General features: G+C 56.9%; 23 protein-coding genes. 18 read left to right on the top strand and 5 right to left on the bottom strand.

Features of this window, described 5'->3' with window-relative positions:
- Positions 1–49 precede the first annotated feature (49 nt).
- The 8 genes from KZ772_RS12215 (at position 50) to KZ772_RS12180 (ending at position 8,761) form a co-directional block, all read left to right on the top strand.
- Complete coding sequence (locus tag KZ772_RS12215) at positions 50–733, top strand: YggS family pyridoxal phosphate-dependent enzyme (protein ID WP_290536833.1); 684 nt, start codon at positions 50–52, stop codon at positions 731–733.
- 73 nt (positions 734–806) lie between these two features.
- Positions 807–1,616, top strand: coding sequence for a pyrroline-5-carboxylate reductase (proC, locus tag KZ772_RS12210; protein WP_290536832.1), 810 nt, complete (start codon positions 807–809; stop codon positions 1,614–1,616).
- Positions 1,617–1,831: 215 nt separating this feature from the next.
- Positions 1,832–2,380 (top strand): YggT family protein, encoded by a 549-nt coding sequence (locus KZ772_RS12205; RefSeq protein WP_290536831.1) that lies wholly within the window; start codon positions 1,832–1,834, stop codon positions 2,378–2,380.
- A 404-nt stretch (positions 2,381–2,784) separates the two neighbouring features.
- Positions 2,785–4,251 carry a diguanylate cyclase gene (locus KZ772_RS12200; RefSeq protein WP_290536830.1) on the top strand — a complete coding sequence of 489 codons (1,467 nt, stop codon included), beginning with the start codon at positions 2,785–2,787 and terminating at the stop codon, positions 4,249–4,251.
- Between the two features lie 213 nt (positions 4,252–4,464).
- Complete coding sequence (locus KZ772_RS12195; RefSeq protein ID WP_290536829.1) at positions 4,465–4,938, top strand: PaaI family thioesterase; 474 nt, start codon at positions 4,465–4,467, stop codon at positions 4,936–4,938.
- 91 nt (positions 4,939–5,029) lie between these two features.
- A complete protein-coding gene (locus KZ772_RS12190; RefSeq protein WP_063510073.1) occupies positions 5,030–5,356 on the top strand; it encodes an XRE family transcriptional regulator in 327 nt (108 codons plus the stop codon).
- Positions 5,357–5,604: 248 nt separating this feature from the next.
- Positions 5,605–7,536: a hypothetical protein gene (locus KZ772_RS12185; RefSeq protein WP_290536828.1), complete on the top strand. Its 1,932-nt coding sequence runs from the start codon at positions 5,605–5,607 to the stop codon at positions 7,534–7,536.
- A 76-nt stretch (positions 7,537–7,612) separates the two neighbouring features.
- Entirely contained in the window at positions 7,613–8,761 is a 1,149-nt protein-coding gene (locus KZ772_RS12180) for a hypothetical protein (RefSeq protein WP_290536827.1), read from the top strand.
- A 54-nt stretch (positions 8,762–8,815) separates the two neighbouring features.
- On the opposite strand, the gene KZ772_RS12175 is transcribed toward KZ772_RS12180, so the two are convergent.
- Positions 8,816–10,912 carry a sensor histidine kinase gene (locus tag KZ772_RS12175; RefSeq protein ID WP_290536826.1) on the bottom strand — a complete coding sequence of 699 codons (2,097 nt, stop codon included), beginning with the start codon at positions 10,910–10,912 and terminating at the stop codon, positions 8,816–8,818.
- A gap of 174 nt (positions 10,913–11,086) precedes the next feature.
- On the opposite strand from KZ772_RS12175, the gene KZ772_RS12170 reads away from it, so the two are divergent.
- Both KZ772_RS12170 and KZ772_RS12165 read left to right on the top strand, forming a co-directional pair.
- The gene (locus KZ772_RS12170) at positions 11,087–11,731 is read left to right on the top strand and encodes a response regulator transcription factor (RefSeq protein ID WP_290536825.1); all 645 of its coding nucleotides are present in this window, start codon (positions 11,087–11,089) and stop codon (positions 11,729–11,731) included.
- Positions 11,732–11,838: 107 nt separating this feature from the next.
- Positions 11,839–14,367: a hypothetical protein gene (locus tag KZ772_RS12165; protein ID WP_290536824.1), complete on the top strand. Its 2,529-nt coding sequence runs from the start codon at positions 11,839–11,841 to the stop codon at positions 14,365–14,367.
- An 83-nt stretch (positions 14,368–14,450) separates the two neighbouring features.
- Here KZ772_RS12165 and KZ772_RS12160 read toward each other — a convergent pair whose 3' ends face one another.
- On the bottom strand, positions 14,451–15,374 hold the full coding sequence (locus KZ772_RS12160) for a hydroxymethylglutaryl-CoA lyase (RefSeq protein ID WP_290536823.1): 924 nt from the start codon (positions 15,372–15,374) through the stop codon (positions 14,451–14,453).
- A gap of 163 nt (positions 15,375–15,537) precedes the next feature.
- Between KZ772_RS12160 and KZ772_RS12155 the strand changes: the two genes are divergently transcribed.
- The 5 genes from KZ772_RS12155 to KZ772_RS12135 all read left to right on the top strand — a co-directional run bounded on the left by KZ772_RS12155 (position 15,538) and on the right by KZ772_RS12135 (position 20,317).
- Positions 15,538–16,164: a VOC family protein gene (locus tag KZ772_RS12155; protein ID WP_290536822.1), complete on the top strand. Its 627-nt coding sequence runs from the start codon at positions 15,538–15,540 to the stop codon at positions 16,162–16,164.
- Complete coding sequence (locus KZ772_RS12150) at positions 16,161–17,321, top strand: alpha/beta hydrolase (RefSeq protein WP_290536821.1); 1,161 nt, start codon at positions 16,161–16,163, stop codon at positions 17,319–17,321. The genes KZ772_RS12155 and KZ772_RS12150 overlap by 4 nt, the downstream gene beginning before the upstream one ends.
- Before the next feature lie 246 nt (positions 17,322–17,567).
- Positions 17,568–18,422 carry an alpha/beta fold hydrolase gene (locus tag KZ772_RS12145; RefSeq protein ID WP_290536820.1) on the top strand — a complete coding sequence of 285 codons (855 nt, stop codon included), beginning with the start codon at positions 17,568–17,570 and terminating at the stop codon, positions 18,420–18,422.
- Between the two features lie 88 nt (positions 18,423–18,510).
- On the top strand, positions 18,511–18,963 hold the full coding sequence (locus tag KZ772_RS12140) for an OsmC family protein (RefSeq protein WP_290509138.1): 453 nt from the start codon (positions 18,511–18,513) through the stop codon (positions 18,961–18,963).
- Between the two features lie 214 nt (positions 18,964–19,177).
- Entirely contained in the window at positions 19,178–20,317 is a 1,140-nt protein-coding gene (locus tag KZ772_RS12135) for an acyl-CoA dehydrogenase family protein (protein ID WP_290509137.1), read from the top strand.
- 612 nt (positions 20,318–20,929) lie between these two features.
- Here KZ772_RS12135 and KZ772_RS12130 read toward each other — a convergent pair.
- The gene (locus tag KZ772_RS12130) at positions 20,930–21,871 is read right to left on the bottom strand and encodes an IS5 family transposase (protein WP_064782570.1); all 942 of its coding nucleotides are present in this window, start codon (positions 21,869–21,871) and stop codon (positions 20,930–20,932) included.
- Here KZ772_RS12130 and KZ772_RS12125 point away from each other — a divergent pair.
- The 3 genes from KZ772_RS12125 to KZ772_RS12115 all read left to right on the top strand — a co-directional run bounded on the left by KZ772_RS12125 (position 21,833) and on the right by KZ772_RS12115 (position 23,316).
- Positions 21,833–22,291 (top strand): SMI1/KNR4 family protein, encoded by a 459-nt coding sequence (locus tag KZ772_RS12125; protein ID WP_290536819.1) that lies wholly within the window; start codon positions 21,833–21,835, stop codon positions 22,289–22,291. The two genes, KZ772_RS12130 and KZ772_RS12125, sit on opposite strands and share 39 nt — an antisense overlap.
- Before the next feature lie 70 nt (positions 22,292–22,361).
- Positions 22,362–22,853 (top strand): hypothetical protein, encoded by a 492-nt coding sequence (locus tag KZ772_RS12120; protein ID WP_290536818.1) that lies wholly within the window; start codon positions 22,362–22,364, stop codon positions 22,851–22,853.
- Between the two features lie 13 nt (positions 22,854–22,866).
- On the top strand, positions 22,867–23,316 hold the full coding sequence (locus KZ772_RS12115) for a hypothetical protein (RefSeq protein WP_290536817.1): 450 nt from the start codon (positions 22,867–22,869) through the stop codon (positions 23,314–23,316).
- Between the two features lie 213 nt (positions 23,317–23,529).
- On the opposite strand, the gene KZ772_RS12110 is transcribed toward KZ772_RS12115, so the two are convergent.
- Together KZ772_RS12110 and KZ772_RS12105 are read right to left on the bottom strand one after the other, a co-directional pair.
- Complete coding sequence (locus KZ772_RS12110; protein ID WP_290536816.1) at positions 23,530–24,084, bottom strand: class GN sortase; 555 nt, start codon at positions 24,082–24,084, stop codon at positions 23,530–23,532.
- Complete coding sequence (locus tag KZ772_RS12105) at positions 24,071–26,035, bottom strand: marine proteobacterial sortase target protein (protein WP_290536815.1); 1,965 nt, start codon at positions 26,033–26,035, stop codon at positions 24,071–24,073. Before KZ772_RS12105 ends, KZ772_RS12110 begins: the two co-directional genes overlap by 14 nt.
- Positions 26,036–26,271: the final 236 nt, after the last annotated feature.

Raw genomic sequence — 26,271 nt, 5'->3', positions numbered from 1 at the left:
GAAATTCGTCGCATGTCTAAAGTAACCCGACCTCTTGAGCCGTTCAATAATGACAGACTCCAAAAGCCCACTGATACAGGTCAATGCGCAAATTCGTGCATTTTGTGAGCAATCCGGCCGTGATTCTGACAGTGTGCAGCTTCTGGCGGTCAGCAAGACCCGCACACCGGATGAACTGGCCCGCCTGGCTGACCAGGGGCAGCGGCATTTCGGCGAGAATTATCTGCAGGAGGCTCTGGACAAGATAGCGGCGCTGCGGGGGCGGGGCCTGGTGTGGCATTTCATCGGCCCGATCCAGTCCAACAAGACCCGCGATATCGCTGCTCACTTCGATTGGGTGCACTCGGTGGACCGCCTGAAGGTGGCTCGCCGCCTCAGTGAGCAGCGCCCGGCAGACCTGCCGCCGTTGAATGTCTGTATTCAGGTAAATGTGGACGACGAAGACAGCAAGAGCGGCATACTGCTGGAAGACGTGCCTGCGCTGGCCGCTGACATGGTCACCCTGCCCAACCTGCGCCTGCGTGGCCTGATGGCCATCCCCCGGGCGGACAGTGAGGACAGCAACCGGGGGGCTTTCCGACAGCTCGCCATGACACTGTCACAATTGCGCAATACAATGCCGTCCCTCGATACGCTCTCCATGGGCATGAGCGCGGATTTCGGCGTGGCCATCGAAGAAGGCGCCACCATTGTCCGTGTGGGCACCGCCCTGTTTGGTCCGCGCACCGCCTGACGACAACCAACTGGTATCGTCAGCGCATCGAGACACCGTACGCGTTACAACACACGACAAGGATTGCGCAGTTATGGCACAGCAAAGCATCGGATTTATCGGCGCCGGCAACATGGCCACCAGCCTGGCTGGCGGCATGGTGGCGAAAGGAATTCGCCCCGCCCGTATCTGGATGAGCGACCCTTCAAGGGACCGCCTGGAAGAGGTATCCCAGCTCCACCGTGTGCATGTGAGCACCGAGAACCGTGATGTGGCAGGACGGGTGGATGTGCTGGTGCTGGCGGTGAAACCGCAAATGATGCAGGCCGTGTGTGAAGATCTGCGTGACCTGATTGCCGATCGCCAGCCACTGGTGATCTCCATTGCCGCTGGCGTCACCGTGGCCAACCTGCGGAGCTGGCTGGGGGACACCCCGATTGTGCGTTGCATGCCCAATACCCCGTCGCTGGTCCAGGCCGGCGCTACCGGCCTGTATGCCGCCGACGGGGTGAGCGACGACCAGAAAGCCATGGCCAAGGAGATTCTCGGTTCCGTGGGGCTGACCTTCTGGTTTGCCGAAGAAAAGGAACTGGATGCGGTCACCGCGGTGTCTGGCTCTGGCCCAGCCTACTTCTTCCTGCTGATGGAATCCCTGATCGAAGCCGCCAAGGCCCAGGGGCTGGAACCTGCCACCGCCCGCCAGATGGTGCTGCAGACCGCCTGGGGCGCAGCGCAACTGGCCATCGCCAGCGAAGCGGGCCCGGACGTGCTGCGTCAGCAGGTCACAAGCCCCGGCGGTACCACCGCTGCGGCCCTGAACGTGTTCGAGGAAGCGGGTTTCCGCGAACAGGTCCAGGCCGCCGTCGCCGCCGCGCGGGAGCGGTCGGAAGAGCTGGCGGGGTAAAAGCAGCTGCGAGCTTCTAGCTGCTAGCTACAAGGCGCGAGACGCGTGGTTGGATTTTCGACCTCCGTGCCCGCGCCAATACGTTTGGGTGTGGCCTGGACTTTAAAGATGGGGTTGTCGCGTCTTTGCTCGCAGCTAGTAGCTAGAAGCTCGCAGCTTGATTTTCCCCTCTTTTGCCCCAAACTCTTTCCCTGTTGCGAACTACGGAGTAATCCATGAACCCCCAGGGCGCCCTGTTTTTCCTGCTGGACTTTGCTTTCAGCGCCTACATCTTCATCGTACTGACCCGCTTTGTGCTGCAGCTGGCCCGGGCGGATTTCTATAATCCCATCTCCCAGTTCGTACTCAAGGCCACCAACCCGCTGCTCAAGCCCATGCGCCGCGTGATTCCCGGTTACGGTGGGCTGGATATCGCCTCGCTGGTGCTGGTGGTGGTGCTGATCATCCTCAAGACGGTGATCCTGCTGAGTATTCAGGTGGGCGGTTTGCCCAGTGGTATCGGTGGTGCACTGGTGATCCATGCCCTGCGTGAACTGGCCAGTCTGATCCTCAATTATGTGTTCTGGACAGTATTGATCCGCGTGCTTCTCAGCTGGGTGGCGCCGGATCCCTACAGTCCGGTGGTGCGGGTGATTGTGCAGATCACCGAGCCGATCATGGCGCCGGTACGTAAACTGTTGCCGCCCATGGGGGGCTTCGATCTGAGCCCGCTGTTTGTATTGCTGGGGATCCAGCTGTTGCAGATCCTGTTCCAACTGCACTGAGCAGCGGGTTTCATGGAGGCGCCTGAGGGCGCCTTTTTCATGTCTGAATAAGAAATTTCATGCAAGGTTTTTACTTGCACCCCAGAAGCGTATAAAGAAGAACCTGTTTGGAGTCTATACGCAGCCGCGTTGTCGCAGAAAATGGCAAGAATTCATGGGCACACGCCTTGTGTGGTGGTCAAGTTCAAGGGTTTGAGTACTGGCTGGCGCCATTTTCAGCGCAACCCTGAAGGGCCGGGACACTTTTTCCGCCAGCCCGCGATTACACTTGTTTATGTAGAATGACTACACCGCACAATCGTAATCACGACCTGGCGAAAAAATTGCCTCCGGCGCGGCTGCGTATAGACTGCAAACAGGCTCTAACGCTTGCGAAAATGTTGCCTGAGTAAGGAAAGATGATCATGGAAGAGGGGGCGGACCTGCGTCTGGTGGGCCTGAAGGAACTGCATCGGTTGTCGTTGCTGGATGGTGCGGACAGCCGCGAGTTGTATCGGCAGTATCTGGAAGTGGGCTGCCGCCTGCTGGGCTTGTCTGTCGGCATCATCAGCCGTGTGCAGGGACAGGACTACCAGGTGCTGGCGGTGCAGTCGGACAACGACACCATCCGTGCCGGAGATCATTACGCCCTGGGCGATACCTACTGCGCGGAAGTGCTCGCCAAGCAGGGCTCGGTGGCCCTGCACGATGTGGGCGCGCTGGAATCCATGCGTTCCCACCCGGCCTACACCGGGCTGCAGCTGCAGGCCTATATCGCCACGCCCATCCGGGTGCAGGGCGATATCGTCGGCACCCTGAATTTCAGCGACACCCGGCCCCGTCCGGAGCCTTTCAGTATGGAGGAAATGGAATTTCTGGAGCTGATGGCCCTGTCTCTGGGCCATGGCCTGGAACGTTCCTGGCTGGAAACCCAGCGGGTGCGCGCGGTGACCGATATGGAAACCAATGTGGCCCTGTTCGAAGGTGCATTCCGTCACGCGGCCATCGGCATGGCCATCGTCGCTCCCAATGGACGCTGGCTGCGAGTGAACGAGGCGGTGAGCCAGATTGTCGGCTATAGCGACAGCGAGTTGCGGGAGATCGACTTCCAGACCATTACTCACCCGGATGATCTGGACAAGGATCTGGAGCAGGTGGACAGCTTGCTGCGCGGCGACGCCACCACCTACCGGATGAAAAAACGCTATACCCACAAGGAAGGTCGTGAAGTGTGGGTATTGCTGGCGGTGTCACTGGTGCGAAACAGTGATGGCACCCCGCGCTATTTCCTCTCCCAACTCGAAGACATCACCGCCCAGGTAAACGGCGAAATTGCCCTGCGCGAGCAGCGCGACGAGCTGGAACAGCTCAACCGCGAACTGGCCGGTCTGGCCCGCCAGGATGCGCTCACGGGCCTGAGTAACCGGCCGGTGATCCTGGAGCAGCTGCGCCAGAACCTGAAGCTGGGATTACGCACCCGCGAGCCCCTCTCGCTAGTGCTGGTGGAAGTGGGCAACCTGGACCAGCTCAACCAGCAGCATGGCCATGCCGTAGGCGATGATGCCCTGGTGGCGGTGGCCGAAGCGCTGGGCAAGCTGGGTAGTGGCAAGAACTGTCTGGGACGCTTCACCGGCCAACAGTTCCTGATGCTGCTGCCTGAAGCGGGCCTCAACCAGGCCGAGGATGTGGCGGAGGATTGTCGCCAGGCGGTGTTGTCTCTCGCGGACGTACCCTTGCCACTAACCGTGAGTCTTGGTGTTGCTACCCTGATGCCCTGTGATGCAGAGCAGGTAGACTACGGCTCCACGGACGCGGCCCTGCAGGCGGCGGAAACCGCCCTGTCCGCCGCCCGGGACGCGGGGAAAAACTGTTGTCGGACGGTGACGCTGTAGGGTGAAAATCAGCTAGTAGCTGCGAGTTGCGAAGAGCAAACCGGTTTTGCCTTTCGCTTCTCGTAACTCGCGAAACCACCTCCGCGAAGGCTCAGCCCCTAATGCCAGGGCCGTCTCTTTCCGGCATCCCATTCTGTTTTTTGCCTGCTCCGTCCCTGCCGTTCGCCGGGATACGTCCTGTATCGTATTGTAAGTTCCAAAAAGGAACCTACAATGGCGATCATTCCCTATGGCAAACAGGACATACCCATGAACATTGCGACACTGACCGGCCTGGAAATCATGCAGGCATTCGCCGCCGGCAAACTGCCGCGCCCGCCCATCTCCGAGACCATGCCCATGGACCCGGATCTGGTTGAAGAGGGTCGGGTGGTTTTCCTGGCCACTGCAGATGAACGCCACACCAATCCCCTGGGTGGTGTGCATGGCGGTTTCGCTGCCACGGTACTGGATTCAGTCACCGGCTGTGCCACCCACACCGTGCTGGAAGCCGGCGAGAGTTACGGCACCACCGACCTGAACATCAAGATGTGCCGGCCGCTGCCATTCAACAAGACCCTGCGTGCGGAAGGCCGGGTGATTAATGCCGGTCGCAATCTGGTGATCACCGAAGGCCGCATCGAAGACGAGGACGGCAAACTCTATGCCCATGCCACCGCCACTTGCATGGTGATACGCCAAGGCTGAGGCCCGCCGCCGGGTTGTCTCTGCCGCTCTGCGGTGTAGCCTGAGGGCAGGGTCCGGCGATCCTGCCGGGCCGGTACCGGAAGGAGGCGCTATGGAGACACAGTGGTTTGACCGGGGCTGGGGGCACCTGGAAGACGATGGCCGGCAGGCCCGGGAAATGGAGTTGCGCAGTCGCCTGCTGATGAATTTGCAACAGGGCATCACCGATAAGGGCTGGAACCGGGATCATGCCTGTCGGTGGCTGGATTTGTCCGCGGCTCGGGTGGATGCGCTGCTGGCTGGGAAGATTGGTGCCTTCAGCCTGGATGATCTGGTTGCTCTGATGGAGCAGGCCGATATCCACTGGCGAGTGTCACAGCAGGACAAAGCCCTGCTGGACCACCTGATTCGCGAGCAGCGGGCCGGCACCGGCGCCTGAGGCTCTCGCTCCGGGAGCCGGTCTGCGGGGGATGCGTCTGTCTCTCAGTCCGCGAGCAAAGCGCCAACGGATCAAACGGGGAAATGGACTTCCGGGTGTGACGAATTACCACAGGCAGGGCGTCTTGCCCTGTTTTTCCTGGGAGGCCATCCAGTCGAGAATGCGCCCCCCCCTGTTTATGGGGGGTACAGCAGACAAGCGGCGGCCTAGGATTGTGACCAATTACTCAAAACACTAGGGGATTGGTCATGAGGGGTATCGCTCAAGATCGAGGTGGCAAATGGCTGCCGGTTATCGGGTGTATCGGTCTGGGGCTGCTACTTACCGCTTGTGGTGGTGATAGCAGCAACCGCAAAGAAGGAACACCTCCGTCGGTTGGAGGCGGTATGCCGCCCGTTCAAGCAACGCTGCAAGGTACTGCAGCCATCGGTCAGGCGATAGCCAATGCGACTATCACGGCCTCCTGTCAGGATGGCTCCGGTTTCACCCTTTCCCCTGTTACCACTGACAGCAATGGCAAATGGAGTGGCAAGGTCGAAAACGACCAGTTGCCTTGCCTGCTGGAATTGAGTGGTGGCACGCCTGCGATTGAACTGACAAGTATGGCTTTTACGGCGGGGACGACCAATATCAGTCCGCTCACTCAACTTGCTCTGGTTATGGCGAAAACAGATGCAGAACTGGATTGGAAGCCTACTGTTGCGAACTGGCCCAGCGAAGCCGAGGTCAATTCTGCCGCTACCGAACTTGTCAACGCACTAAAAGAAAAGGGATATGCCCCTGACAGTCTGCAGGGCAATCCTTTCGATACAGAGTTTGATGCCGATGGTACGGGTTGGGATGCGTTACTCGATGCGATTCGGGAACTGGTGGAAGATCCTGCGGGCGCCATTGATGGTTATGACGCGCTGGCCCAGCTTTTGGCCGAAGGTAATCTCAATACCCTGCCGGATCACGAAGAACAGAATAACCCGGAATTGCCGGCCAACCTGGATGTGCTTACCGGATATGCAGGGACCTATACCGTGATTGGTTCGGGTACGGGTGATCCTGGTTACTGTGGCAGTTGCGGTATCGCCAATCGCAATCACAGTCGTGGCACGGTCACCATCACGGCTCAGGGTGATATCGACTTTGACGATGGAATTAACCTTGCTGCTACGGATATTGTTGCCATATATGACCGAAAAAATATCGACTTTGACCGACGGATAGCGGTGAACTTTGGCGAGTCTGATAGTGACGAGCGGGTTCGTCTTTACCTGAATAGTGATCTGGACGTCGTGGAAATCATTCATGATGACGGCCAAGGCACAACGACCCGTGCATTGATTCAGGAAGAGACTGTTTCCCCCGAGGTGCAAGCCAGTATCGATAGTGCCGATTTCGGTGCCAATGCCAACCCTACACAAGCCGAATTTCTGGCATTGATGACGGCGACCTGGCCGGTTGCCATTTATGAAACACCGGAATCCAATCCGCAATGGTATGGCGAAGGCTCGCTAACCATCAGCGGATCGACGGCTGACTGGATGATGGAATTAAAGGGCGCGGACGGCAGCATTATTTCCAGTTTGCAGTCGAGCGGCGCCTTGACGGGTGCGCTTACCCCTTTCTCTGAAGAGGATTATGGCTTTGGTCCTATCTACATGCCTGGCCAGCTTTTCATCAATCAAGGAACAGGAATTACAGAGTTTCTGAATACCTTTGCGGAGTGGGATAGTGGCTTGATTGAGGGCAGTGCAGGGGGCAATGGTGAAGTTAAGTTTCGCAACAGCATGGAGGCTTACGGATCAGGCGTACCAGATATTTTTGTAGATCTGGCAGGTACCTGGAGCGGCTCGGCACAGGTCTCATGCAATGGACCCTTTGGCCCTTTCAGTACAGTGACAAACACCATGGTCATTACCGCAGGAGGGCACTTTACCCTGGATGGGGAGACCCAGCTGTGCGGTGGCACCTTCCCCCAGGAACTGGAGTGGGGCGGGAATAATGATTTTCTGATTCCGGGAGTGGAGGAAAGCGATGGTGCCTTCCTGATGCATATCGATGCCCAAGATTTTGTCAATGTCAGCGCCGGCAAAATTCAGGTTCGTTTCAACGAAGATATGACAGTGAAAAGCCTGAGTGCATGGGTGAGTGGTGAACTGTTTGAGTTGAGAGATGCAGTAAAACAATAGTGTTTGATGATTCAAAAAAGCCGGATTTTTCCGGCGTTTATTTGCAATAAATATTAAAATATCACGGAATTAAAAAATGAAAAATCTATCATCAAAGAAGATAAATAAAGCATCATCATTATTTTTTTGCGCATTCATGGCAGGGTGTGCATCCACAGATATGGCGTCAACCTATGACGCTAATGGAAGCGCAGTCAGCCAGGCGGATACCTTCATCGGTGCCGATAGCGAAAAGCACATGAAGGATGTTAAAAAAGTAGGTGTATTGTCCTGCAATGTGATGTTCGGCATGACTACTTCAGCATCTGCTTCCACCAGTGGTGGCTTTAGGGCGGGCAATACTCGCGCCATTGGTACTGTTAGTCGTTCGGACGTAAAAGTCTCTGTGACCTATACGGCCCAGGGTATCGAAGAGCGGGATCTTCAGCGTATTGCTGATCGCGCTTGTGACGATGCGGAGAAGCAGCTGAGCAATGCCGGTTTCCAGTTGGTTTCCCATGACATCATAAAAGCCAACTCGCATTACAAGAACATTCAGGCGGGTGGGCGAGCCAGTCCATTTGAGTATAAGGGCGATGGCGGTACACGCTATCTGGTATTGGCGCGTAGTGGTGAGGCGGTAACTGACTCACGATATATTGGAGCGAGTAAAGGATTGGCGCAATCATTCAAGTCTGTATCGGGAGAGTCAACCGCACAGCTCGAAGCGCAGATGATGAAAGAGCTTAATATAAGTGGTGTAAATATTAACCTTCTGGTGGATTTCGCGGAATTGCAGGGCGATGGTCATAAGAGCTGGGCGGGTCTTAGCAATAAGGACAATGCTAAAGTAAGCAGCAAGGTAGAGTTGGCGGTTACCGGCGATTTGCGTTTCCAGCCTGTCGGAAACATAAAGTGCGCGCGCGCATCGCTGATGAATCCGGCAGATGTATGTTCGATTTTGCCCCACCATCAGCCGGTTTTCGCTGCCAAGCAGGCAATTGCTAGCCCTGCAAAGTTTTACAGCAGCATTGATAACGTGACCACTACGAGCGACAAGGTGACTTCTGGCGTGACCAAAACGCTTGGCATGCTCAGTGCCCTTGGCGGCGTATCCAGCAGTGTGGCCCGGGATATCACCCGTTATCAGGTAAACGTACTTCCGGATGTCTACCAGGCGGAGGCTTTCACCCTTTCTAGCGGTTTCATGGGCATGGCTGCTGCCAAGGCAGCGGCAGTTCGCTAAACCTCCAGTGCATACAAACGGGCCCCTGAAAAAGGCCCGTTTGTATTTATCGGGTCAGTTAGAAGAACTGGCCAGCGGGACTTCCAGCACTACCTTCCACTGGCCATCAACATTGTGATGCTCAAAGCGACCACTTAACTTGCGTGCTCGACCGGCCATGATATCAAGGCCGCGAATAGCTGTTGATTGGCTTGATGTAAGCGCGCCGTCATTTTCGATTACCAGCGTCAGTATGTTTTCTCGGCTGTCTATCGAGACGGTAAGAACAGACGTTGATGAATGTTTCAATGCGTTGGTAACAGCTTCCCGTAAAATTCGGGTTAGCTCGCTGAACTGGCTTGCGGCCAGTACCATCGAGTTAGGTTTGCCATGCCATTCCAGCGTAGTGCCATGATCTTTGCAGCGCTGAGCGGTTTCCTCATGCCACTGGATTATGGCTGCCTCAAGTGACAAGGACTCGCCTTCCATATCTTTAAGAAGATCGCGCAAATCATGGATGGCTTCACGAACCAGCGGCTTGGTGGTGTCTGTTGAACGATGTAAAAGCTGTAAGAGTTTTGCTCCCAGATCGTCGTGCATGTCTCGTCGAATGCGAAGCCGTTCCTCTCTGGCACCTTTAGCGTGCGCAAGCTTAGCCTGGCTGACCAGTTGATGTAGAGATAGCACAAGGCTTGCTATTCGTGTGTCTTGGCGGTTGAAAAGGCGTTCGCCATGCTTTGGGTGATGCAGTAACCAGGATCGCTGTTCAAGGGGTTCGGGAACACTGAGGCTTTGGCCTTTATTGATAATGGTTATCTGGGAACTTGCCAGAGGAGCGGGTTCCATGAAAAGGGGATCAAATACCGCCTGAAGCGCTTCTTCTACACCGGACCGTGAATCAGATACGTTTTGAGCATCCAGCATCGCGGGTAGTGCCTGTGCGAGCCATTCGTCCAGTTCCTGATGATTACGCAGAAATAGCTTTTTCCAGAGTAGCTGACGTAACGGAAAATATAGCCAGCCGATAAGGGCGACGGACAATGTCAGTGTGATCGGGCCAGACAAGCTGAGGAGCATCGCCAGAACCAAGTCGGTCAACATGATGAAGAGACCGCCCAGTAACCAGGACCATAAAGAAAACCACCATTGCTCCAGATCGAAGAGCCGATGTCGAACAACACCAAGAGCCATACCCAGATACATCAGTAGGAAAGTGGTAAACAGCAGGCCCTGTGAAGCGGGTTGGGCGACCTGAAAGATAGCAGGAAGGATCATGCCACCTGCAAAAAAAGCCGTGCCGGTCACAATTGAAATCACTACCCATCCCAATGCAGAACGATGATGGGGTTTTTCTTTTGTTTTTGTCCATTGCCAAACTGATCCGGACAGTCCGATCAGGAAAATACCCATGACCCAGGAGTGGAAGCCTTCAACGGGGCTGTTCACCAACTGCAACTGGTCAATGAGAATGGCAACGGTAAAGGCGAGATAAAAGCCCGTGGTGAGCCAATGGCCGGGGGCCTTTCGGGGGTAATTCCACAAAAAGGCGCCCAGGGAAGCAGAAAACAGCAGAGCGCCAAAATGATTGATACCGGATAACCAGGCAAACATCGTTCCTGGAATGAAAAAATCACGGGTGCTATAGATAGCGGCCGCGGATGAAAAAAGCACATAACTCAACCCGGTTAGGGCAAAGGAGTGTATGGCGATTTCTCGCTTTGCTGGAATCCAGACAAGCAGGCAGATAATCATGCCGGCCAGTCCGCATAAGAGTTGTAACCAGAACAGGCCGGATAACTGGGTAAGTGATCGTGACCGGCGTTCCATGGAATATTCTTTCCCGGTGTCGCTGACGATTTTCAGGGTGCCTGCAGATAGCCATTTGTAAAGAGTCTGATGGCTGTCAAAAAAAGTGTTCAAATCGGCATAGTGAGGAAGGACATCCGGTTCTTCGATGAGCAGTGATACATCCGCAGTCTGTATTGACTCACCGTTAGTGAAAGCTGTAACAATCACAGATTTTCCATCCGGCAGCTGTGCCTGAATGCGATCACCATTTATCTGAAACGTCGTGTCGCTACCGGGCAGCGCCAGCGCCAGAGTGATGATCATAAAGCCATAAAAGGAAACCAGGGCTAGTCCGGCAATAATGCGCGTTTTGAGCGAAAGCATGCATGTTACCTATATGTAAAGTGGCGCCGGCCCCTTTTTTGAGGGGTTGATTCATGGGGCCTCTAGCGACTACTACTACGTTTCTTCGAGTAAATTGTTTTTACAATGCTGAAGAATATATGATTTCTGTGTGTTGAATCACAGTTTTATTTCCCTGGTTTTTGGAGCTCAAGAATGAATGCAATCAGGCAGGTTTTGATTGTGGAAGATCTGCCTGATGTGGCGGATTGGCTGCATACACAGGTATCGAATTTATTGACTCCGGAAACGGTTGATCAGGTGGCTACTCTGGCAGATGCCAGGCTAAAAATAGCAGCAGGACCCTACGACCTTGCACTGGTTGACTTGGGATTGCCGGATGGTGATGGCGTAGCCCTGGTGCGCCCTTTTAAGGAAGTGAATCGTCATTCACTATGCGTGGTAACGACCATTTTTGATGATTCCGAGCATTTGTTCGGCTCTTTGCGCGCTGGCGCTGACGGTTACCTGTTGAAAGATGATGCCGAGCCGGAATTTGGCGAGCAGCTAGCAGGCATTCTGGCGGGGCGGCCGCCTCTTTCTGCCTCTATAGCACGCCGATTACTTGAGCAGTTTCATCCGGATTTCAGTGAAAGAGAGGCGACGCTCACCCGAAGAGAGAGGGATATTCTGACCCTGATAGCCAAGGGATTAAGTGTCAAATATGCTGCAGAAAAATTGGGCATTTCCCATTACACGGCTGCAGGTTACATGAAGAATGTGTATGCCAAGTTGCAGGTGAATACCCGGGCAGAAGCCACTCTCAAGGCGATTCATATGGGTTTGGTGAATCCTTCCTGATCCGTTGTTGTTATTGGTTCTATACCCCCGTGTTTAAGGGGTGCTGAAAATTTCCTGTCAGCCCTATGATGTTGAAATCGTTTCATCAATCAGCGTGGGTATCGGGTATGAAGACAGGAATAGGGACGTTCATTTTTCATGCGGTGCTGCTGGGTATTGTCCTGGCGGTCACTGGCTGTGGTGGTGACAGCAGCAGTAATCGCAGTGGCTCGGGGGGCGAAAATCCCCCCATACCCTCCTCTTCCAGCCTCACCGGTACCGCGGCAATAGGTGCCGCTATTCAGGCCGGAACCGTAAACGCTGAATGTGTCGACGGTAGTGGATTTGCCTCCACCGTCATCACCAATGCTGATGGATCATGGACGGGCAACATTGCCAGCACAGCGCTGCCTTGTGTATTAACTGTTACTGGCGGGACGCCATCGGTGACCTTGCGCAGCTATGCCAGTCAACCGGGCACTATTAATATCACCCCGATCACCGATATGGTGCTGGCACTTACTACCGGCCTGGCGGACGGTAGCTGGATCGCCACACCGGCCAACTGGCCAGATGCCAGCACCATTGCCAGCAAGAAAACCGAGCTGCTCACCGCCATGACCAATGCCGGTTTTGTGCTGCCTGGTGGGGATCCGTTCAGCACAGAACTGGTGATTGGCGATGCCTGGGACCAGGTTCTGGATGCAATCCAGGAGGCCATTGATGATGACCCCTCCATTGCCGATTACAGCGCCCTGTTGAACCTGGTGAAAGACGGTAACCTGAACCAGTTCCCGGACGCCCCGAAAAAGGAAGAACCGGTAGACCCTGAACTGCCAGTGAACCTGGATGTGCTGACGGATTATGCCGGTACCTATACGGTAATCGGCACCGGCGAGGGCAACCCCGGCTACTGCGCAAGCTGTGGCACCGCCACCCGTGATCATGAGCGTGGCACCGTCACGATTTCAGCCCAGGGCGATATTGATTTTGATACCGGAACCAGCTTTGTCGTTGCCGACATTGTTGCCATTTACGATCGCAAGAGCGTCGAGGCGGATCGTCGGGTGGCTGTGAACTATGGTCAGTCAGATAGCGATGAGCGGGTTCGGCTATATCTCAATGCGGATCTTGAAGTCATCGAAATCATCCATGATGACGGTGCCGGCGCCACCACGCGTGCCTTGATTCAGGAAGAGAACACCGATCCGGTGCCAGAGCCAGGCGCAGAGTTGCTCGATATGCGTAACGGGGTTGCCGTTATGCATGACGGAAAGATCTGGGCCATGGAGCAACCCTTTATTGAATCGTTCATGGCAACCACCGCCAAGCGTCAGATCCGCGCTCACAACTATGACAGTGATTTCAACACCATTGATAGCAAACCGTTTAATGGTGATGATCTGATCTGGGTCCAGGTGAACGTGGCCCATGGCGCCTTGGGGACCCAGTTGTGCAGCGCCAGCACGGGAGTGTCCTTGCTGACGGTTGACTATGCCGCCACGCCGCCGCTTCAGAAAATCTGGACTGCGACCGAATGCGAACTGGATGTGGATTACCACTTTAGCAACGGCGCCACGGAAGGACACATCATCAGTGCCACCCTGGGCAACGACAAGGATGATGAGCAGATCACTCTGGGCGGTGGCCAGTTCCGAATCTTTATTCACACCGGTACCGAAGGCGAAGCGCCGGCCCTGGCGGACGAGATTCGTTGGGACATGACGATTGATAGTGGTACCCGTGAGATGCGCTCCGGGCATTTCCTGGGTGGCCGACCCCTGCTGGATGGCTCCCATCCGGACCATGCGCTGAAATTCCAACTGCAGGCCGGCAGCAACAACAACCCGGCGGCGGGCCAATACAGCTGCGACGATGGTGACACCGAAGTGACCCTGAAGATGGGCTGGATCACCGTCAGCGATCCCCTGTTCAAGTTCCAGAGTGCCAACGGGGGTAATTGCACCGTTACCATCGAACAAAATGCCGGGCGCAAGTATATCGGTTCGTACACCGCTACCCTGATGGGGCCCAGCAACGGAAGTGGTGCTGCCTTTGGCTCCGGCCTGGGAACAGGCGATATCGAACTGCCGGAAGCGGAGCGGACCCTGGTTGTACACGGCAAGTTCCGCAACTTCACTACCCAGACCTTCCATGCCGCCAATAACGGTGACGATGGTGCGCTGGGCAGTGAGGCGCAGGGCATCAGCATGACCATCGATGAGGGCAGCACCCATTTTGTGGCCGGTGAGCGGTTCCTATTGGCATCGGAGGTCTCTTCCAACGGCACCAATGGCTTCTTCTTCCGCCTGTTTGATGATCTGGAATCCCCAAACAACCAGATGCGGATGGTGTGGTCCAATATTCCCATGCAGGTCGGCAGCTTTACCTGCAACACGGATGTGGGCGGTCTGAAACCGACCATGACGATCTCTACCCCCGCGGATATTCCGTACGGTGCCACCTATACTCAATCAGGCACACAGAATCTGTCTGAAGGGGCGTCTTGCACTATCAATGTCACCAGCGTCAGTGACGGAATGGTAGAGGGGAGCTATATCGCCACGCTGGTAGCCAGGAATATGGCACCCGTTTTGCCGGGTAACGATAATTCAATCTCGTTGTCAGGCGAGTTTCGCTATCCCTACACCCCCTGAAAAGCAAGGTAAGGACTCAAAAAATGCCGGGCATTCATACTGCCCGGCGTTTTTTACAAAGGGTTCGGTGCGAATTTTTTTGATTACCACAGGCAGGGCGTCTTGCCCTGTTTTTCCTGGGAGGCCATCCAGTCGAGAATGCGCCCACCCAGGGGACGCTGGGTGGCTTCGGCGGCCAGGGCCACCGCCTCGCGCAGGCCGTCGATTTGGATGCCGGTGTTCAGTCCGCAGCTTTCCAGCAGGTACACCAGGTCCTCCGTGGCCATGTTACCGGTGGCGCCCGGCGCGAAGGGGCAGCCACCCAGGCCGCCCACCGAGGCATCGAATTTTCGCACCCCCAGATCCGCGGCTTCCCAGGCCATGGCCGCGGCCAGCCCGCGGGTGTCGTGCAGGTGCACATAGAACCGTTCGGCCCCGAAGTCGCGGATCAGCGGCGCCATGATGGCTTTCATCTGCTGCGGGTTGCCGGCGCCGATGGTGTCGGCAATGGCTACCTCGTCACTGCCGGCGGCGAACATGCGCTCGGCCAGCTGTTGGGGCAGGCTCACCGGCACCGGGCCATCGTAGGGGCAGGCGAAGGCGCCGGAGATATAGGTACGCGTGGCAATGCCGTCTTCCCTGGCCGCCGCAATAATCGCCTCGCAGCTCTGTGCCGCCTGCTCCAGGCTCATGCGCAGGTTGCGTTCGTTGAAGGAATCCGTGGTGGACAGCACCAGAGCTACCGTGGGGTAGCCTGCTTCTTTGGCCAGCTGATAGCCCTTCAGGTTGGGGATCAGAGCCGTGTAGTGCAGGTCGTCACCCTGTGGCAGCAGAGGGGTCAGCGCGGCGGCGTCGGCCATCTGCGGGATTGCCTTGGGACTGACAAAGCTCACCGGCTCCAGGTAGCGCATACCGGCATCCACCAGTAGCTGGGCCAGCCGGGCCTTGGTGTCCGTGTCCACGGTAACCGGTTGATTCTGAAGGCCGTCGCGGAGGCCCACTTCGTTGATGATTGCCTGGTCTGCCATTTGCGTTGCCGTGCTGCCAATAAAGAGGCGGACAGTTTGCCACCGTCGCCGGTCTGGCGCGAGTGGCCAGAACTGACAGGTTCTTGGTGGTTTCGGTTTTCAGTTCCCGGCTCGCCTGTGGCAACAATGGCACCCGAATATCGACAACAATCGGGAGCCAACCATGAGCAGCCTGCCGGATTGCGCCATGCTCAAGCATGTACACCACAGCGCCTACCGTTGCCGCGATGCGGAGCAGACCCGCTGGTTTTACGAGGATGTGCTGGGCCTGCCGCTGACCCTGGCCATGGTCTTCGACGAAGAGCCGGGCACCGGGCGCAAGATCGACTACATGCACCTGTTCTTCAAGATGGGCGATGACAACTTCATCGCCTTCTTCGATGCCCCGGATGGTGCCGACGAAAAACTGTTCCGCCCGCGCAGCGCCTTTGACTTACACCTGGCCTTTGAAGTGGATACCCGGGAAGAACTGAAAGCCTGGCGCCGCCGCATCAACCAGGCCGGCCGCCCCTGCTTTGGGCCCATCGACCATGACTTTATCCACTCCATCTATTTCTTCGACCCCAACGGCATCCCGCTGGAAATCACCATCAAGGATGCCAGCTATGAGGCGGTAGTGGCGGAAGACGCGGCCAACGCCCACAGCCTGCTCAAGGCATGGACCGAAAAGACCCGTGCCCTGAAAGAGCAGACCTTCGGTGCCGACGCCCTGGACCTGCGTGGCATCGACATGAGCAAGGCGGACTTCTCCAGGATCAAGAACGCCAGCAACAAGGACGCGCCGCAATGAGCAAACACTATGACCGCACCCCCTATCTGGTGACTTTCACTGAGCCATCGCGTTTCAAGGATACCTACGCCGGTCCCATGGATCTGGTGGCGCTGGAGTCCCATTTGCTTACCCCGAAAAGCGGCCCGGGCAAGACCGTGGTGATCTTCATGCATCCGGTGGGCGGCGGTGCCTACCTGCCCATGGTCTCGGCGCTGGCCAAAGCGGGGCTGTCGGTGATCTATTGCAACAGTCGCTACCGGGGCGCCGACAGCGCCCTGCTGATGGAAAAGGTGGTGGCGGATCTGGGGGCCTGCGTGCGCGATGCCAAAGAGCGCCTCGGGTTTGAAAAAGTGGTGCTGGCGGGATGGTCCGGCGGCGGCTCCCTGAGTCTGCTTTACCAGGCGGAAGCGGAAGATCCGCAGATCACCGACACCCCGGCGGGAGACCCCTACGACCTGACGGCCCGGAAACTGATCCCCGCCGACGGGATCATGCTGCTGGCCGCCCATGTGTCCCGGGCTATTACCATGACCGAATGGTTGGACCCGTCCGTGCTGGATGAAAGCGATCCGGAGCATCGGGACCGGGAGCTGGATATTTATCATCCGGACTGCCCCAACCAGCCGCCCTACAGCGAGGCATTCGTGGCTCGTTTCCGCCAGGCGCAGATCGACCGCAACCGGCGCATCACCGGTTGGGTGAAAGAGAAACTGGCGGATTTTCGAAACCGCGGTCTGCCCAACGAGGAATACGGCTTTATCGTCCATCGCACCATGTGCGACGTCCGTTGGCTGGACCCGCAGCAAGACCCCAATGAACGCCCGCCGGGGACCTGTTATCTGGGCGACCCGCGAACCGTCAACAACGGCCCGGTGGCCCTGGCCCGTTTCAACACCCTGCGCGGCTGGCTGAGTCAGTGGAGCTATGACGATTCCCGCGCCAATGGCCCGGCCTGCGCCGGGCGCATCCGCGTGCCCGCCCTGGTGATTGGTAATACCGCAGACAATGCCTGCACCCCCAGCCATACCCGCCGGCTCTTCGGCGGGTTCCAATCAGGGCAGGCCACCCTGCGCGAAGTGACCGGAGCCAACCACTATTACTTCGGGCAGAACGACAAACTGGCCGAGGCGGTGGCGCACTGCACTGCCTGGCTGCAAGAGCAGGGGCTGCACTAGGTTGGCGTGGTTTCTTTCTGTGGGAAGCGATGTTCACATCGCGAAGAAGCCGGCACGGCCTGAATCAGGCCCCTTTCGCGATGTGAACATCGCTTCCCACAGTGCCGCTGAGAATTGCCTTTGCGCGGTGATTGCCGACCAATTGTGAATTCTCTTCACGCCTTGTCCGACAGTCATACCAGCGCCGCGTCATCCGTCCTGGCACTGGCCTAGCGTCGGTAAAAACAACAATGGAGTAATCACGGGATGGGTCTGATCATTTTTCTTCTGGCACTGGCGGTACTCACCACAGTGTCCATCACCCTGCTGTTCTATGTGTGCTGGTTCTACGACCGTCGCAGCTTTCCCGAGCAGGCACAGCTTCCCGATGAGCAACCGCTGCGTCTGTTGCCGACCGCGGTGGGGATCATCAAGGAAGCCGCCAGCCTCACCGTGCTGGTATTCAGCTACCCGCTGCGGCTGATCCACGACGCCTCGCCGGTGCGCAGCCGCCACCACGGGGAGACCCCGGTGATTCTGGTGCATGGCTACGGCGGCAACAGCGCCAACTTCCTGTTCATGCAATGGCGGTTGAAATGGCGCGGCTGGGGCAATGTGTACTCGGTGAGCTACACCCCGCCGCACATCAACGCTCGCAAACTGGCCCAGCAGGTCAACGACCATGTGGAGCGCATCCTCGCCTCCACCGGCGCGCAAAAAGCCCATATCGTCTGCCACTCCATGGGTGGGCCGCTTACCCGCTACGCCCTGAAAAACCTGGGCCTGGCCGGCAAGATCGACCGGGTGATCACCCTGGGCAGCCCTCACTACGGCTCGCGCATCGCCGGCCTGTTTCCGGCCCAGGGCTCTGCCGCGCAGATGCGCTACCAGAGCCCCTTTGTGCAGGAGCTGGCGGAAGGCGGCGGTTGCCCCGGCGATGCACGCTTCTTCTCCATTTACTCCAACCTGGACAACTTCGTGCTGCCGGTATCCACCGCGGTGCTGGATGGTGCTGAAGCCAATATCAACGTCCCGTATCTGGGTCACTGCGCCCTGCTGTACAGCAATCGGGTGCTGGATCAGGTGGAGCGTTGCCTGTTATCGCCGAAGCCGGAGATTTGATCCGCGACAATGTTGCATTAGCGATTGGCTGGGATCATGGTTAAAGCAGGAGAACAGAAAACCGTGATGCAACAGAGGGAGCGAAATCATGAGTGAATACGGTGCAACGGTTGCCTGGCATCTCAAGCCGGGCGCGTCGTTCGATTACGAACACTTCAACCGGGAACACGAATGGACCTTCGCCGGTGGCGAAGTGGTGCAGGCCTCGGCCTCACCGGAATATTTTGGCTGCGGTAACCGGGTGAACCCGGACGAGGCGGTCATTGCCGCCACCTCCAGCTGTCATATGCTCACCTTCCTGTCGATCGCGGCCAAGCAGGGTCTCAAGGTGCTCAGTTACATCGACCAGCCTGCCGGCACTGTGGAAAAGGCCGGCGATGGGCACATGGCCATCACCCGTATCGTGCTGCGCCCGCGGGTGGTGTTCGATGATGGCCAGGAACCGGATGCCGCTGCGATGGACAAGCTCCACGCCAGTGCACACCGCAACTGTTTCGTGGCCAATTCCCTCAAGGCCGAGATCAGCATCGAGCCGATCTGACCTAACCCATCGCTCCTGCAGCGGGGAAGTCCGTTGCAGGAGCGTCCTCGGCAGGGCGCGACGCAATGTTAACGCCCGGGGAAGCGGTATACAGCGGACCGGACAGTCACTCGCGGATGATGTTGCCTTCACACCGTGCCGCTAGAATGTTGGCCATAGATTCGCTGGCCCCCTGTCCGGGGGGCGGTGCCGTTGACCAACAGGACTGTCTGAAATGCTTGATCAAAACGAAATCGAACTGTTCCGCGACAACGTCAAAAAATTCCTCGAAAACGAAGTGGCCCCGCACTACGACCAGTGGGAAAAAGCCGAAATGTTCCCCCGTGAGCTGTGGAACAAGCTGGGCGAGAATGGCCTGCTGTGCGTGGACGTGCCGGAAGAGTACGGCGGCTTCGGCGCCAACTTCCGCTTGTCAGCGGTGATCGTGGAAGAAGCCTCCCGCGCCGGTTACGGTGCCCTGGCCTCCAACATTTCCGTGCACTCCGATATCGTTGCCCCCTACATCCTGCACCTGGGCACGGAAGAGCAGAAACAGACCTGGCTGCCGAAAATGGTCAGCGGTGAAGCCGTAGGCGCCATCGGCATGACCGAGCCCGGCGCCGGTTCCGACCTGCAGGGCATGAAAACCCGTGCCGACAAGGACGGCGATGGCTACAGCATCAGCGGCCAGAAAACCTTCATCACTAATGGCCAGCACTGCGACGTCATCGTACTCGCCACCAAGACTGACCCCAATGCCGGCTCCAAAGGCATGACCCTGTTCACCGTGGACTGCTCCCTGCCGGGCTTCGCTCGTGGTCGTAATCTGGAAAAAATGGGCCACCACGCTGCGGACACCTCCGAGCTGTTCTTCGAAAACGTGAAAGTGGGCGCCGACCAGATCCTCGGTGGTGAAGGTAAAGGCTTCGCCAACCTGATGAACGAACTGCCCCGCGAACGCCTGATCCTGGCCCTGGGCGCCATCGCTGCCTGCGAAGGCATGATCGAGCGCACCATCGAATACACCAAAGAGCGCCAGGCTTTCGGCAAGCCGATCTCCAGCTTGCAGAACACTCGCTTCGTGCTGGCAGACCTGCACGCCCAGGTGGTGGTTAACCGCGCCTATGGCGAGCAGTGCATCGACCAGTATGACCGTGGCGAACTCACCGCCACCAACGCCTCCATTGCCAAGCTCACCACCACTGAGCTGCAAGGTGTGGTCGCCGACAAATGTCTGCAGCTGTTTGGTGGTTACGGCTACATGCAGGAATACCCCATCTCCCGCGACTACGTGGATGCCCGCATCCAGCGCATCTATGGCGGCACCAGCGAAATCATGAAGGAAATCATCTCCCGGGAAATTATCGGGCGATAAATCCTCAAGATTTCAGCACCAAAAAAAACGCGGCTACGGCCGCGTTTTTTTATGCCCGCGGTCTTATCCCTTGTAGGAGCTATGCGCGCATGGCGAACCTCAATCCACAGGGCTTACTCCCCAACTCCCCCATGCTCAACAGATGGGCCTTCCTGGCTTGTAGGATATGGCTTACAGAAAATGCTAACTGGTTGATATAAAGTGGATTTGTAATTTTCCAAAAAGCACGCTCGTACTGGCATTATGTCGAACGTTCGCGATTTGTCAGTTGGGATATATTCTCAACCTGGTGGTAAGTCACTAGCCAATATCAAATTATTCGTGGCCAATGTGATAAGCCAAAAATAATTATGTCGAATTGAGTTAAGTCGATTCGTTCGTTCTAATACGCTGTTAATTTTTATGGTGCGGAGTTTGATATTGAAGGAAATTTTGATTCCTGGCGATGCGGAAGTTGTTGGGCCTTCGCTTGGGAAGGTCTGAATAACTCGCTTTTTTCGCCTTTACGATGATCAACAGGCTTCTGCCATCAAATTCAGGCCACAATTCACTCTTGAGTGTTCATTTTTTCGCCTGATTGCCGCACTTTAGCGGCAATCAGGCGCACTGCCCCTAGGGCAGCAGCACCCGTTTCACCCTCAACAGGTTGTGCAGCCCCGCCAGGAGATAGAGCCGGTTGGTATTTTTCGCCAGACCCCGGTAGCGAACCTTGCTGTAACCGAACATGCCTTTGATCACTCGGAAGGGATGTTCCACTTTGGCACGTACGCTGGCTTTGATGGTTTCGCATTCCAGCGCAACCTTCGACATCGTGGAGCGCTTACCAGGACGCTCAGCGATAAACCAATCCACTTTACGGTTCTTGTGCTCTTCGCGTTTCTCGATACCGCAATAACCCGCGTCTCCCCAGACACGTTTCTCTTTGCCATGCAAAAGCTGGTCTGATGCCGTCAGGTCATGCTCATTCGCGGCGGTAGTGGCAAGGCTATGAATCAGACCCACCGTGTCATCGACGCCAATATGGCACTTCATGCCAAAGTGCCATTGATTGCCTTTCTTGGTCTGGTGCATCTCCGGATCACGAGCCTTACCTTTGTTCTTCGTCGAGCTGGGCGCTTCGATAATCGTCGCATCAACGATGCTGCCTTCCCGAACCATCAGGCCATGTCGTGCCAACTGACGGTTGATCTTCTTGAACAGCTTCTTGCCAAGAGTGTGCTGCTCCAGCAGGTGCCGGAAGTTCAGGATCGTTGTCTCATCAGGAACCCGAGAGAGCCGAATCCCTGCGAAACGGCGCATAGACTCGATCTCATACAAGGCATCTTCCATCGCCGGATCACTCAGGTTGTAGATGATCTGCATGACATGAATGCGCAGCATGCTGGAGAGCGGATACGGCGGCCGGCCAGTGCTACCGGAGGCGTAATAGACCGCAATCGTGGACTCCAGCGCCTTCCAGGGTAGCAACTGATCCAACTTCTCAAGGAACACTTCCCGCCGGGTCTTGCGCTTCTTGTGTTCATATTCGGCTTCGGCAAAAGTCAGCTGGCTCATGGCATTCCCGGAAAGTGGCTGATAGAAAGCCCTGATTATGGCAAAGTCGGGGAGTTTTTCAGAGGTTCCCTTGCTGAAGGTGAGATAGAGAGATTCGAAAGAGATAACTTTGTTCTTCCAGAGGATTATAAGTCTTTTCTTAAGATCAAGAATGGATTTTATTCTAATAGTTCGGGAATTTATTTGTATAGTCTCGAGGATGTTGTTCCGCAAAGCGTTAATCATGAGATTATGCCGCTGTGTAAAAATATGGTGGCTATTGGTTATGATTCAGGAGAATATTTCTATCTCATAGATTATACGAAAGAATCCTGTGTCGTATTCGCTGTGGAAGGAGGGGAAATAGGTTTTGATGAATACAGGGAGGTTGGGGGCTTTCTTTCATGGGCGGATCAAGGTTTTAGTCCTTTTGTTGATTAAGAGAAAATTAACAAAATGAGGCAGTGGACCTGCGGCCGCTGCTCGCAGCGTTAACTTGGAAATGGTTTCAATGGGATTTCGTCAGGCGAAATGGATAGGCGTGATTGTATTTTTGGCTATTTATGCAGTTGCTCTCTATTTTCAATCTGCCACTGCGTCACTGCACGATAGGTATCAGCCTGGCATCGAGTTTCTTCAGATGTTGGTGAGTCCTGCGCTGATGCTAATTGTAAGTGCCTTTCTTGCGTTGATGATTACCTCAAGGCGTTATCGTTCATTCTTGAAATCTGCTTATCTTGGCTGCGCTGTTATTGGTGTTCTTCTGGGTGCTTTTGTCTTTTTTCATGAGTCCAGAGCTTCAAATTGGGCTTCCCCGGAGGGCCGGACAATGTTGAATACTTTGCATGCATCTCTATTTAGTCCAAGTTTTTCCAATCGGTCGGTAGTGGTGGTGTTAGGAAATGCACTTTTTTCTTTCGCTCTGCTCGGTTGGTTCCTGTTCTTGGGGCGGCGGGATAAACCTTCTAGTATCAATTTTGAACCGCGAAAGAAAGCATATTAACTAAGGCTGCAACGTGAAAAAGAGAAAATTGCCCGAAATGATGAAGTCTGCGTTACTTACAATTTTTCTGGTTGTGGTCACCGGCTGCACAAATGTGACAGGTGATGCACCCAGGACAATTTCTTCTCTGTCAGATGAGCGACTCAGAACAGATCATTTGTTTGCTACTGCGGATACATTTTTCTCCGAAGCGGGCTATGCTTGTAACACTGATGCGGAGGCTGGGCAGTTTCGCTGCTCCAGAGAGCTTCGGGATCTTTATATTCACCAGACAACCGCCGAGGTGAATATTTACCCCGTCGATGAGGAAGACAAGACCCACAGAATGATCGCGACCCGCTGGGATGAGGGGCTGATTCCCGGTGAGCTGATTTCCAATACCTATGCCAACGATGACGTTGAGGCGTTCTGTGTCTTTCTCGCCAGCGAGAAGCTTGGTCGTTGTAGTGACTATAAGGGCTGAAAGCCTGCCGGCCTGATCTGCAAGTGTCAGGATAATCCTGACTGTATCAACGGTAGTGCGATGTTGGCGCTTTGCCAGCAAAGCGCCAACGGGGGGGATGCCCTCAGTTTGGTGTTTCTTCCTGGGTTCAATCATCCCCATCTTCCCGAGCCTTGCATCCCTTCACTTTCGTCGCCTTGAGCGACATTCGTGATCGAATGATTGCTCCCACGGTCATGTCTGAGCGATGACGATGTAGCGCTGGTGGCCGCCGGGGGTGAGAGCGTTGAAGGGGTAGCAAGTAATCAGGATCAGCTGCCGGTCGTTGCGAGGGATCTGTAATGGGTGCGCCTGACTGTCGACGACTTCCTGGCTGCTGACCTGGAAGCGTTGCCTGGCGCCGTCGGCCCGTTGCACGGTGAGCGAATCGCCGTTTTCCAGGGTCTCCAGAAAGGCAAAGTGAGTATCCCGGTGGCCGGCCAGCGTCAGGGCCTGGTCGCTGCCGATGCCGCCGGCCAGTCGGCCGGGGCCGAAGGCCAGGGCTTCGCCGCTGGTGCTTTCCAGTACATAGAGGGTTTTGCCGGCGGGGGTGGTGAGCCGGGCTACCGGCCAGGTGTCCGCCCAGGGCCAAGGGCGCTGGGGGGCGCCCTGGTCCAGGGTAGTTTGCCAGGCGTGGGCGATCAGGTGCTGGGCCAGCCAGGCCTTGCCGTCCAGCCAGCTGGCCCAACCTGCCAGCCCTATCAGGGCGGTCAGGCTCAGTACCAGCAGGCCGCGCTCATATCGTGCCATGGTTCTCTCTCCGTTGGCGCAGCCAGAGCAGCAGGGTGACGATCAGCAGCACGCCAGCCAGCCGCCACAACAGGGGCGCCGGGGTGGCGGTGCCGGGCCAGGCGGTATTGTGTTGAGTGCCATGAGGCGCCTGGTTGCGGATGGTGTCGTGCAGCAGGGGTTCATGAGCAGGCCGCGACACGGTTTCTTCCACGGCGATAAAGCTGGTGTAGCGGCTGACCAGTTGATGGCGCAGGGCTACGTCGGTGATCAGCGGGGCGATGTCCGCTTCCGGGGCGCCCAGAGTAATGCGGTCCACCAGGTCGGCGATCTTGCGCCGGGCCCACAGGCTGGCGGTGCCCGGGTGGTTGCTGTTGGCGGGCAGGATGACCGGTTGTTGCCAATGCCGGTCACGGTAGCCGCTGACGGTAATCTGGTCCGTAGGGGCGGATAGCTTCATGGCCACCAGCAGGGGCTCGCCGCCGTAAAGGTCCGGCAGCTTTTGCGGCCACCGTTCGGCAACGATGCCGTCCGGCAGCTGCACCTGCAGGTTGCGCATCAGCGGTGATTCCAGGCGGCGGAACAGGGTGTCCATGCCCTGCTGTACCTGGTTCTGGTCGTTGATATAGGTAAAGCTGCCGCGCCCGAATTGGGCGGCGCGGGTCATGAAGTGGCTGTTGGGTGCGGAGCCGATGCCCACGGTGAACAGGCGGGCTTCGCCGAGCTGTTGGTGCAGGGCCCGGAAGATACCGTGCTCGTTGCCCACGGCACCGTCGGTGATAAAGATCACTTGGCGCAGGTAGCCGTCGCTGGCCTGCTGGCTCAGGGTGGCGCTGAGGGCGGGTAGCATGTGGGTACCACCGCTGGCCTGCAGGCTGTCCACGAAATCTTGCGCCTGTTGGCGGCTGGCGTCGTTGACGGTGGCGGGTTGTTCAAACAGCAGGGTGTGCTGGCTGTCGAAGTCGGTGATGTTGAAGCGGTCGCCGGGCTTCAGGCGTTGCAGGGCCAGTTGCAGGCTGGCCTTGGCCTGGCGCATGGGGGCGCCGCCCATGGAGCCGGAGCTGTCGATGATAAACAGGGTTTCCCGTGGCAGGGTGGCCGCCTGGCCGGTTTCCGGGGGGACCACCATCAGCAGGGCATAGTGTTCGCCGTCGATTTCTTCATAAAAGCTGGTTGCCAGCGGTTCGCCGGTGTCTTCCAGTTCCCAGTTGAGCAACAAGTCCCGGTCCATGGGTACGGGGCCGGCTTTCGGGGTGATGGTGTAGCGCCGCCCGTGGCGTTGCGAGTGGATGGCGTGGCTGGGGCTGCCCAGGGTCGCCAGGTTTGCGCCAGCGTCCAGGTCGATATGGATGGAAGCGGTGCCCGCCTCGGCGGTGCCGCCGGGGTTCGCCACCGTATTGCGCAGCAGGGAATCCAGGGGATGGGGCGCTTCCGTGGGCGGGGTGAAGCGGGGTGTGAGGGTGAGTGGCAGGCGTAGTTGGAAGCGACGCCCGTCCACGTCCAGGGTCTGCTGGTAATGCAGCTCCACCTGCACGGTTTCGCCGGGGGCGATATTGGCCACGGCGGTGGTGAACAGGTTGGGACGCTGCTGGCTGACCAGGCTGGCTTTCTTGCCACTGGCCCGGGCCTGGCGGTAGGTCTTTTCCGCTTCGTCTTTCCTGTCGATGCGACCGACGATGCGCCTGTCGCCAATAGTCAGCACCATACCGTCCACGGCGGCGTTTTCCGGCAGCGGAAACAGGTAGCGCCCTTCGCGAAACTGCTGGCTGGGGTTGTGAAAACGTTGCGTCAGGGTGACCCGTGCCAGCGGGCCGCTGACGGTGATCTGGGCGTCGGTATCCAGCAGAGTGGCGGCGGTGATGTCTCCCTGGTCATCGGCCAGCAGCAAGGCGCCGGTGGCGGCCTCGTCCTGCCAGTCTGCCCGGGCGCTGAGAGTCAGTAGCAGTAGCGAGAAGAAAAGCGTCAGTTTCATGGTGGCCTCCTTGTGATGGGGGCCAGCATGGCAAGGGGAGAAGGGGGATTTGTGGGGATTGTGTGGGGGGAATCAGTGAACAGTTAATAGTGAACAGTTAACAGCGCGCGACCGGTGTTGTGTCTGGTTTTAAACGTGGAAAGCCGCGCTCATGGGCTTGGGCGCGGCTTTCTATGCAGGCAGTTGGCGTCTATGTGAGTTCGCGAACTATTAACTGTTCACTGTTAACTATTCAC

The sequence above is a fragment of the Alcanivorax sp. genome (genome assembly GCF_019431375.1).
GTDB lineage: Bacteria > Pseudomonadota > Gammaproteobacteria > Pseudomonadales > Alcanivoracaceae > Alcanivorax > Alcanivorax jadensis_A.
The sequence above is the reverse complement of the archived record's forward strand: the minus strand, read 5'-3'. Positions and strand labels throughout refer to the sequence as shown.

Coding starts and splice junctions, on each gene's coding strand:
- proC (WP_290536832.1), top strand. CDS start 807: ATGGCACAGCAAAGCATCGGATTTATCGGCGCCGGCAACATGGCCACC.
- KZ772_RS12190 (WP_063510073.1), top strand. CDS start 5,030: ATGGAGACACAGTGGTTTGACCGGGGCTGGGGGCACCTGGAAGACGAT.
- KZ772_RS12215 (WP_290536833.1), top strand. CDS start 50: ATGACAGACTCCAAAAGCCCACTGATACAGGTCAATGCGCAAATTCGT.
- KZ772_RS12200 (WP_290536830.1), top strand. CDS start 2,785: ATGGAAGAGGGGGCGGACCTGCGTCTGGTGGGCCTGAAGGAACTGCAT.
- KZ772_RS12175 (WP_290536826.1), bottom strand. CDS start 10,912: ATGCTTTCGCTCAAAACGCGCATTATTGCCGGACTAGCCCTGGTTTCC.
- KZ772_RS12185 (WP_290536828.1), top strand. CDS start 5,605: ATGAGGGGTATCGCTCAAGATCGAGGTGGCAAATGGCTGCCGGTTATC.
- KZ772_RS12120 (WP_290536818.1), top strand. CDS start 22,362: ATGGGATTTCGTCAGGCGAAATGGATAGGCGTGATTGTATTTTTGGCT.
- KZ772_RS12145 (WP_290536820.1), top strand. CDS start 17,568: ATGGGTCTGATCATTTTTCTTCTGGCACTGGCGGTACTCACCACAGTG.
- KZ772_RS12195 (WP_290536829.1), top strand. CDS start 4,465: ATGGCGATCATTCCCTATGGCAAACAGGACATACCCATGAACATTGCG.
- KZ772_RS12110 (WP_290536816.1), bottom strand. CDS start 24,084: ATGGCACGATATGAGCGCGGCCTGCTGGTACTGAGCCTGACCGCCCTG.
- KZ772_RS12155 (WP_290536822.1), top strand. CDS start 15,538: ATGAGCAGCCTGCCGGATTGCGCCATGCTCAAGCATGTACACCACAGC.
- KZ772_RS12130 (WP_064782570.1), bottom strand. CDS start 21,871: ATGAGCCAGCTGACTTTTGCCGAAGCCGAATATGAACACAAGAAGCGC.
- KZ772_RS12165 (WP_290536824.1), top strand. CDS start 11,839: ATGAAGACAGGAATAGGGACGTTCATTTTTCATGCGGTGCTGCTGGGT.
- KZ772_RS12150 (WP_290536821.1), top strand. CDS start 16,161: ATGAGCAAACACTATGACCGCACCCCCTATCTGGTGACTTTCACTGAG.
- KZ772_RS12140 (WP_290509138.1), top strand. CDS start 18,511: ATGAGTGAATACGGTGCAACGGTTGCCTGGCATCTCAAGCCGGGCGCG.
- KZ772_RS12135 (WP_290509137.1), top strand. CDS start 19,178: ATGCTTGATCAAAACGAAATCGAACTGTTCCGCGACAACGTCAAAAAA.
- KZ772_RS12160 (WP_290536823.1), bottom strand. CDS start 15,374: ATGGCAGACCAGGCAATCATCAACGAAGTGGGCCTCCGCGACGGCCTT.
- KZ772_RS12180 (WP_290536827.1), top strand. CDS start 7,613: ATGAAAAATCTATCATCAAAGAAGATAAATAAAGCATCATCATTATTT.
- KZ772_RS12170 (WP_290536825.1), top strand. CDS start 11,087: ATGAATGCAATCAGGCAGGTTTTGATTGTGGAAGATCTGCCTGATGTG.
- KZ772_RS12205 (WP_290536831.1), top strand. CDS start 1,832: ATGAACCCCCAGGGCGCCCTGTTTTTCCTGCTGGACTTTGCTTTCAGC.
- KZ772_RS12105 (WP_290536815.1), bottom strand. CDS start 26,035: ATGAAACTGACGCTTTTCTTCTCGCTACTGCTACTGACTCTCAGCGCC.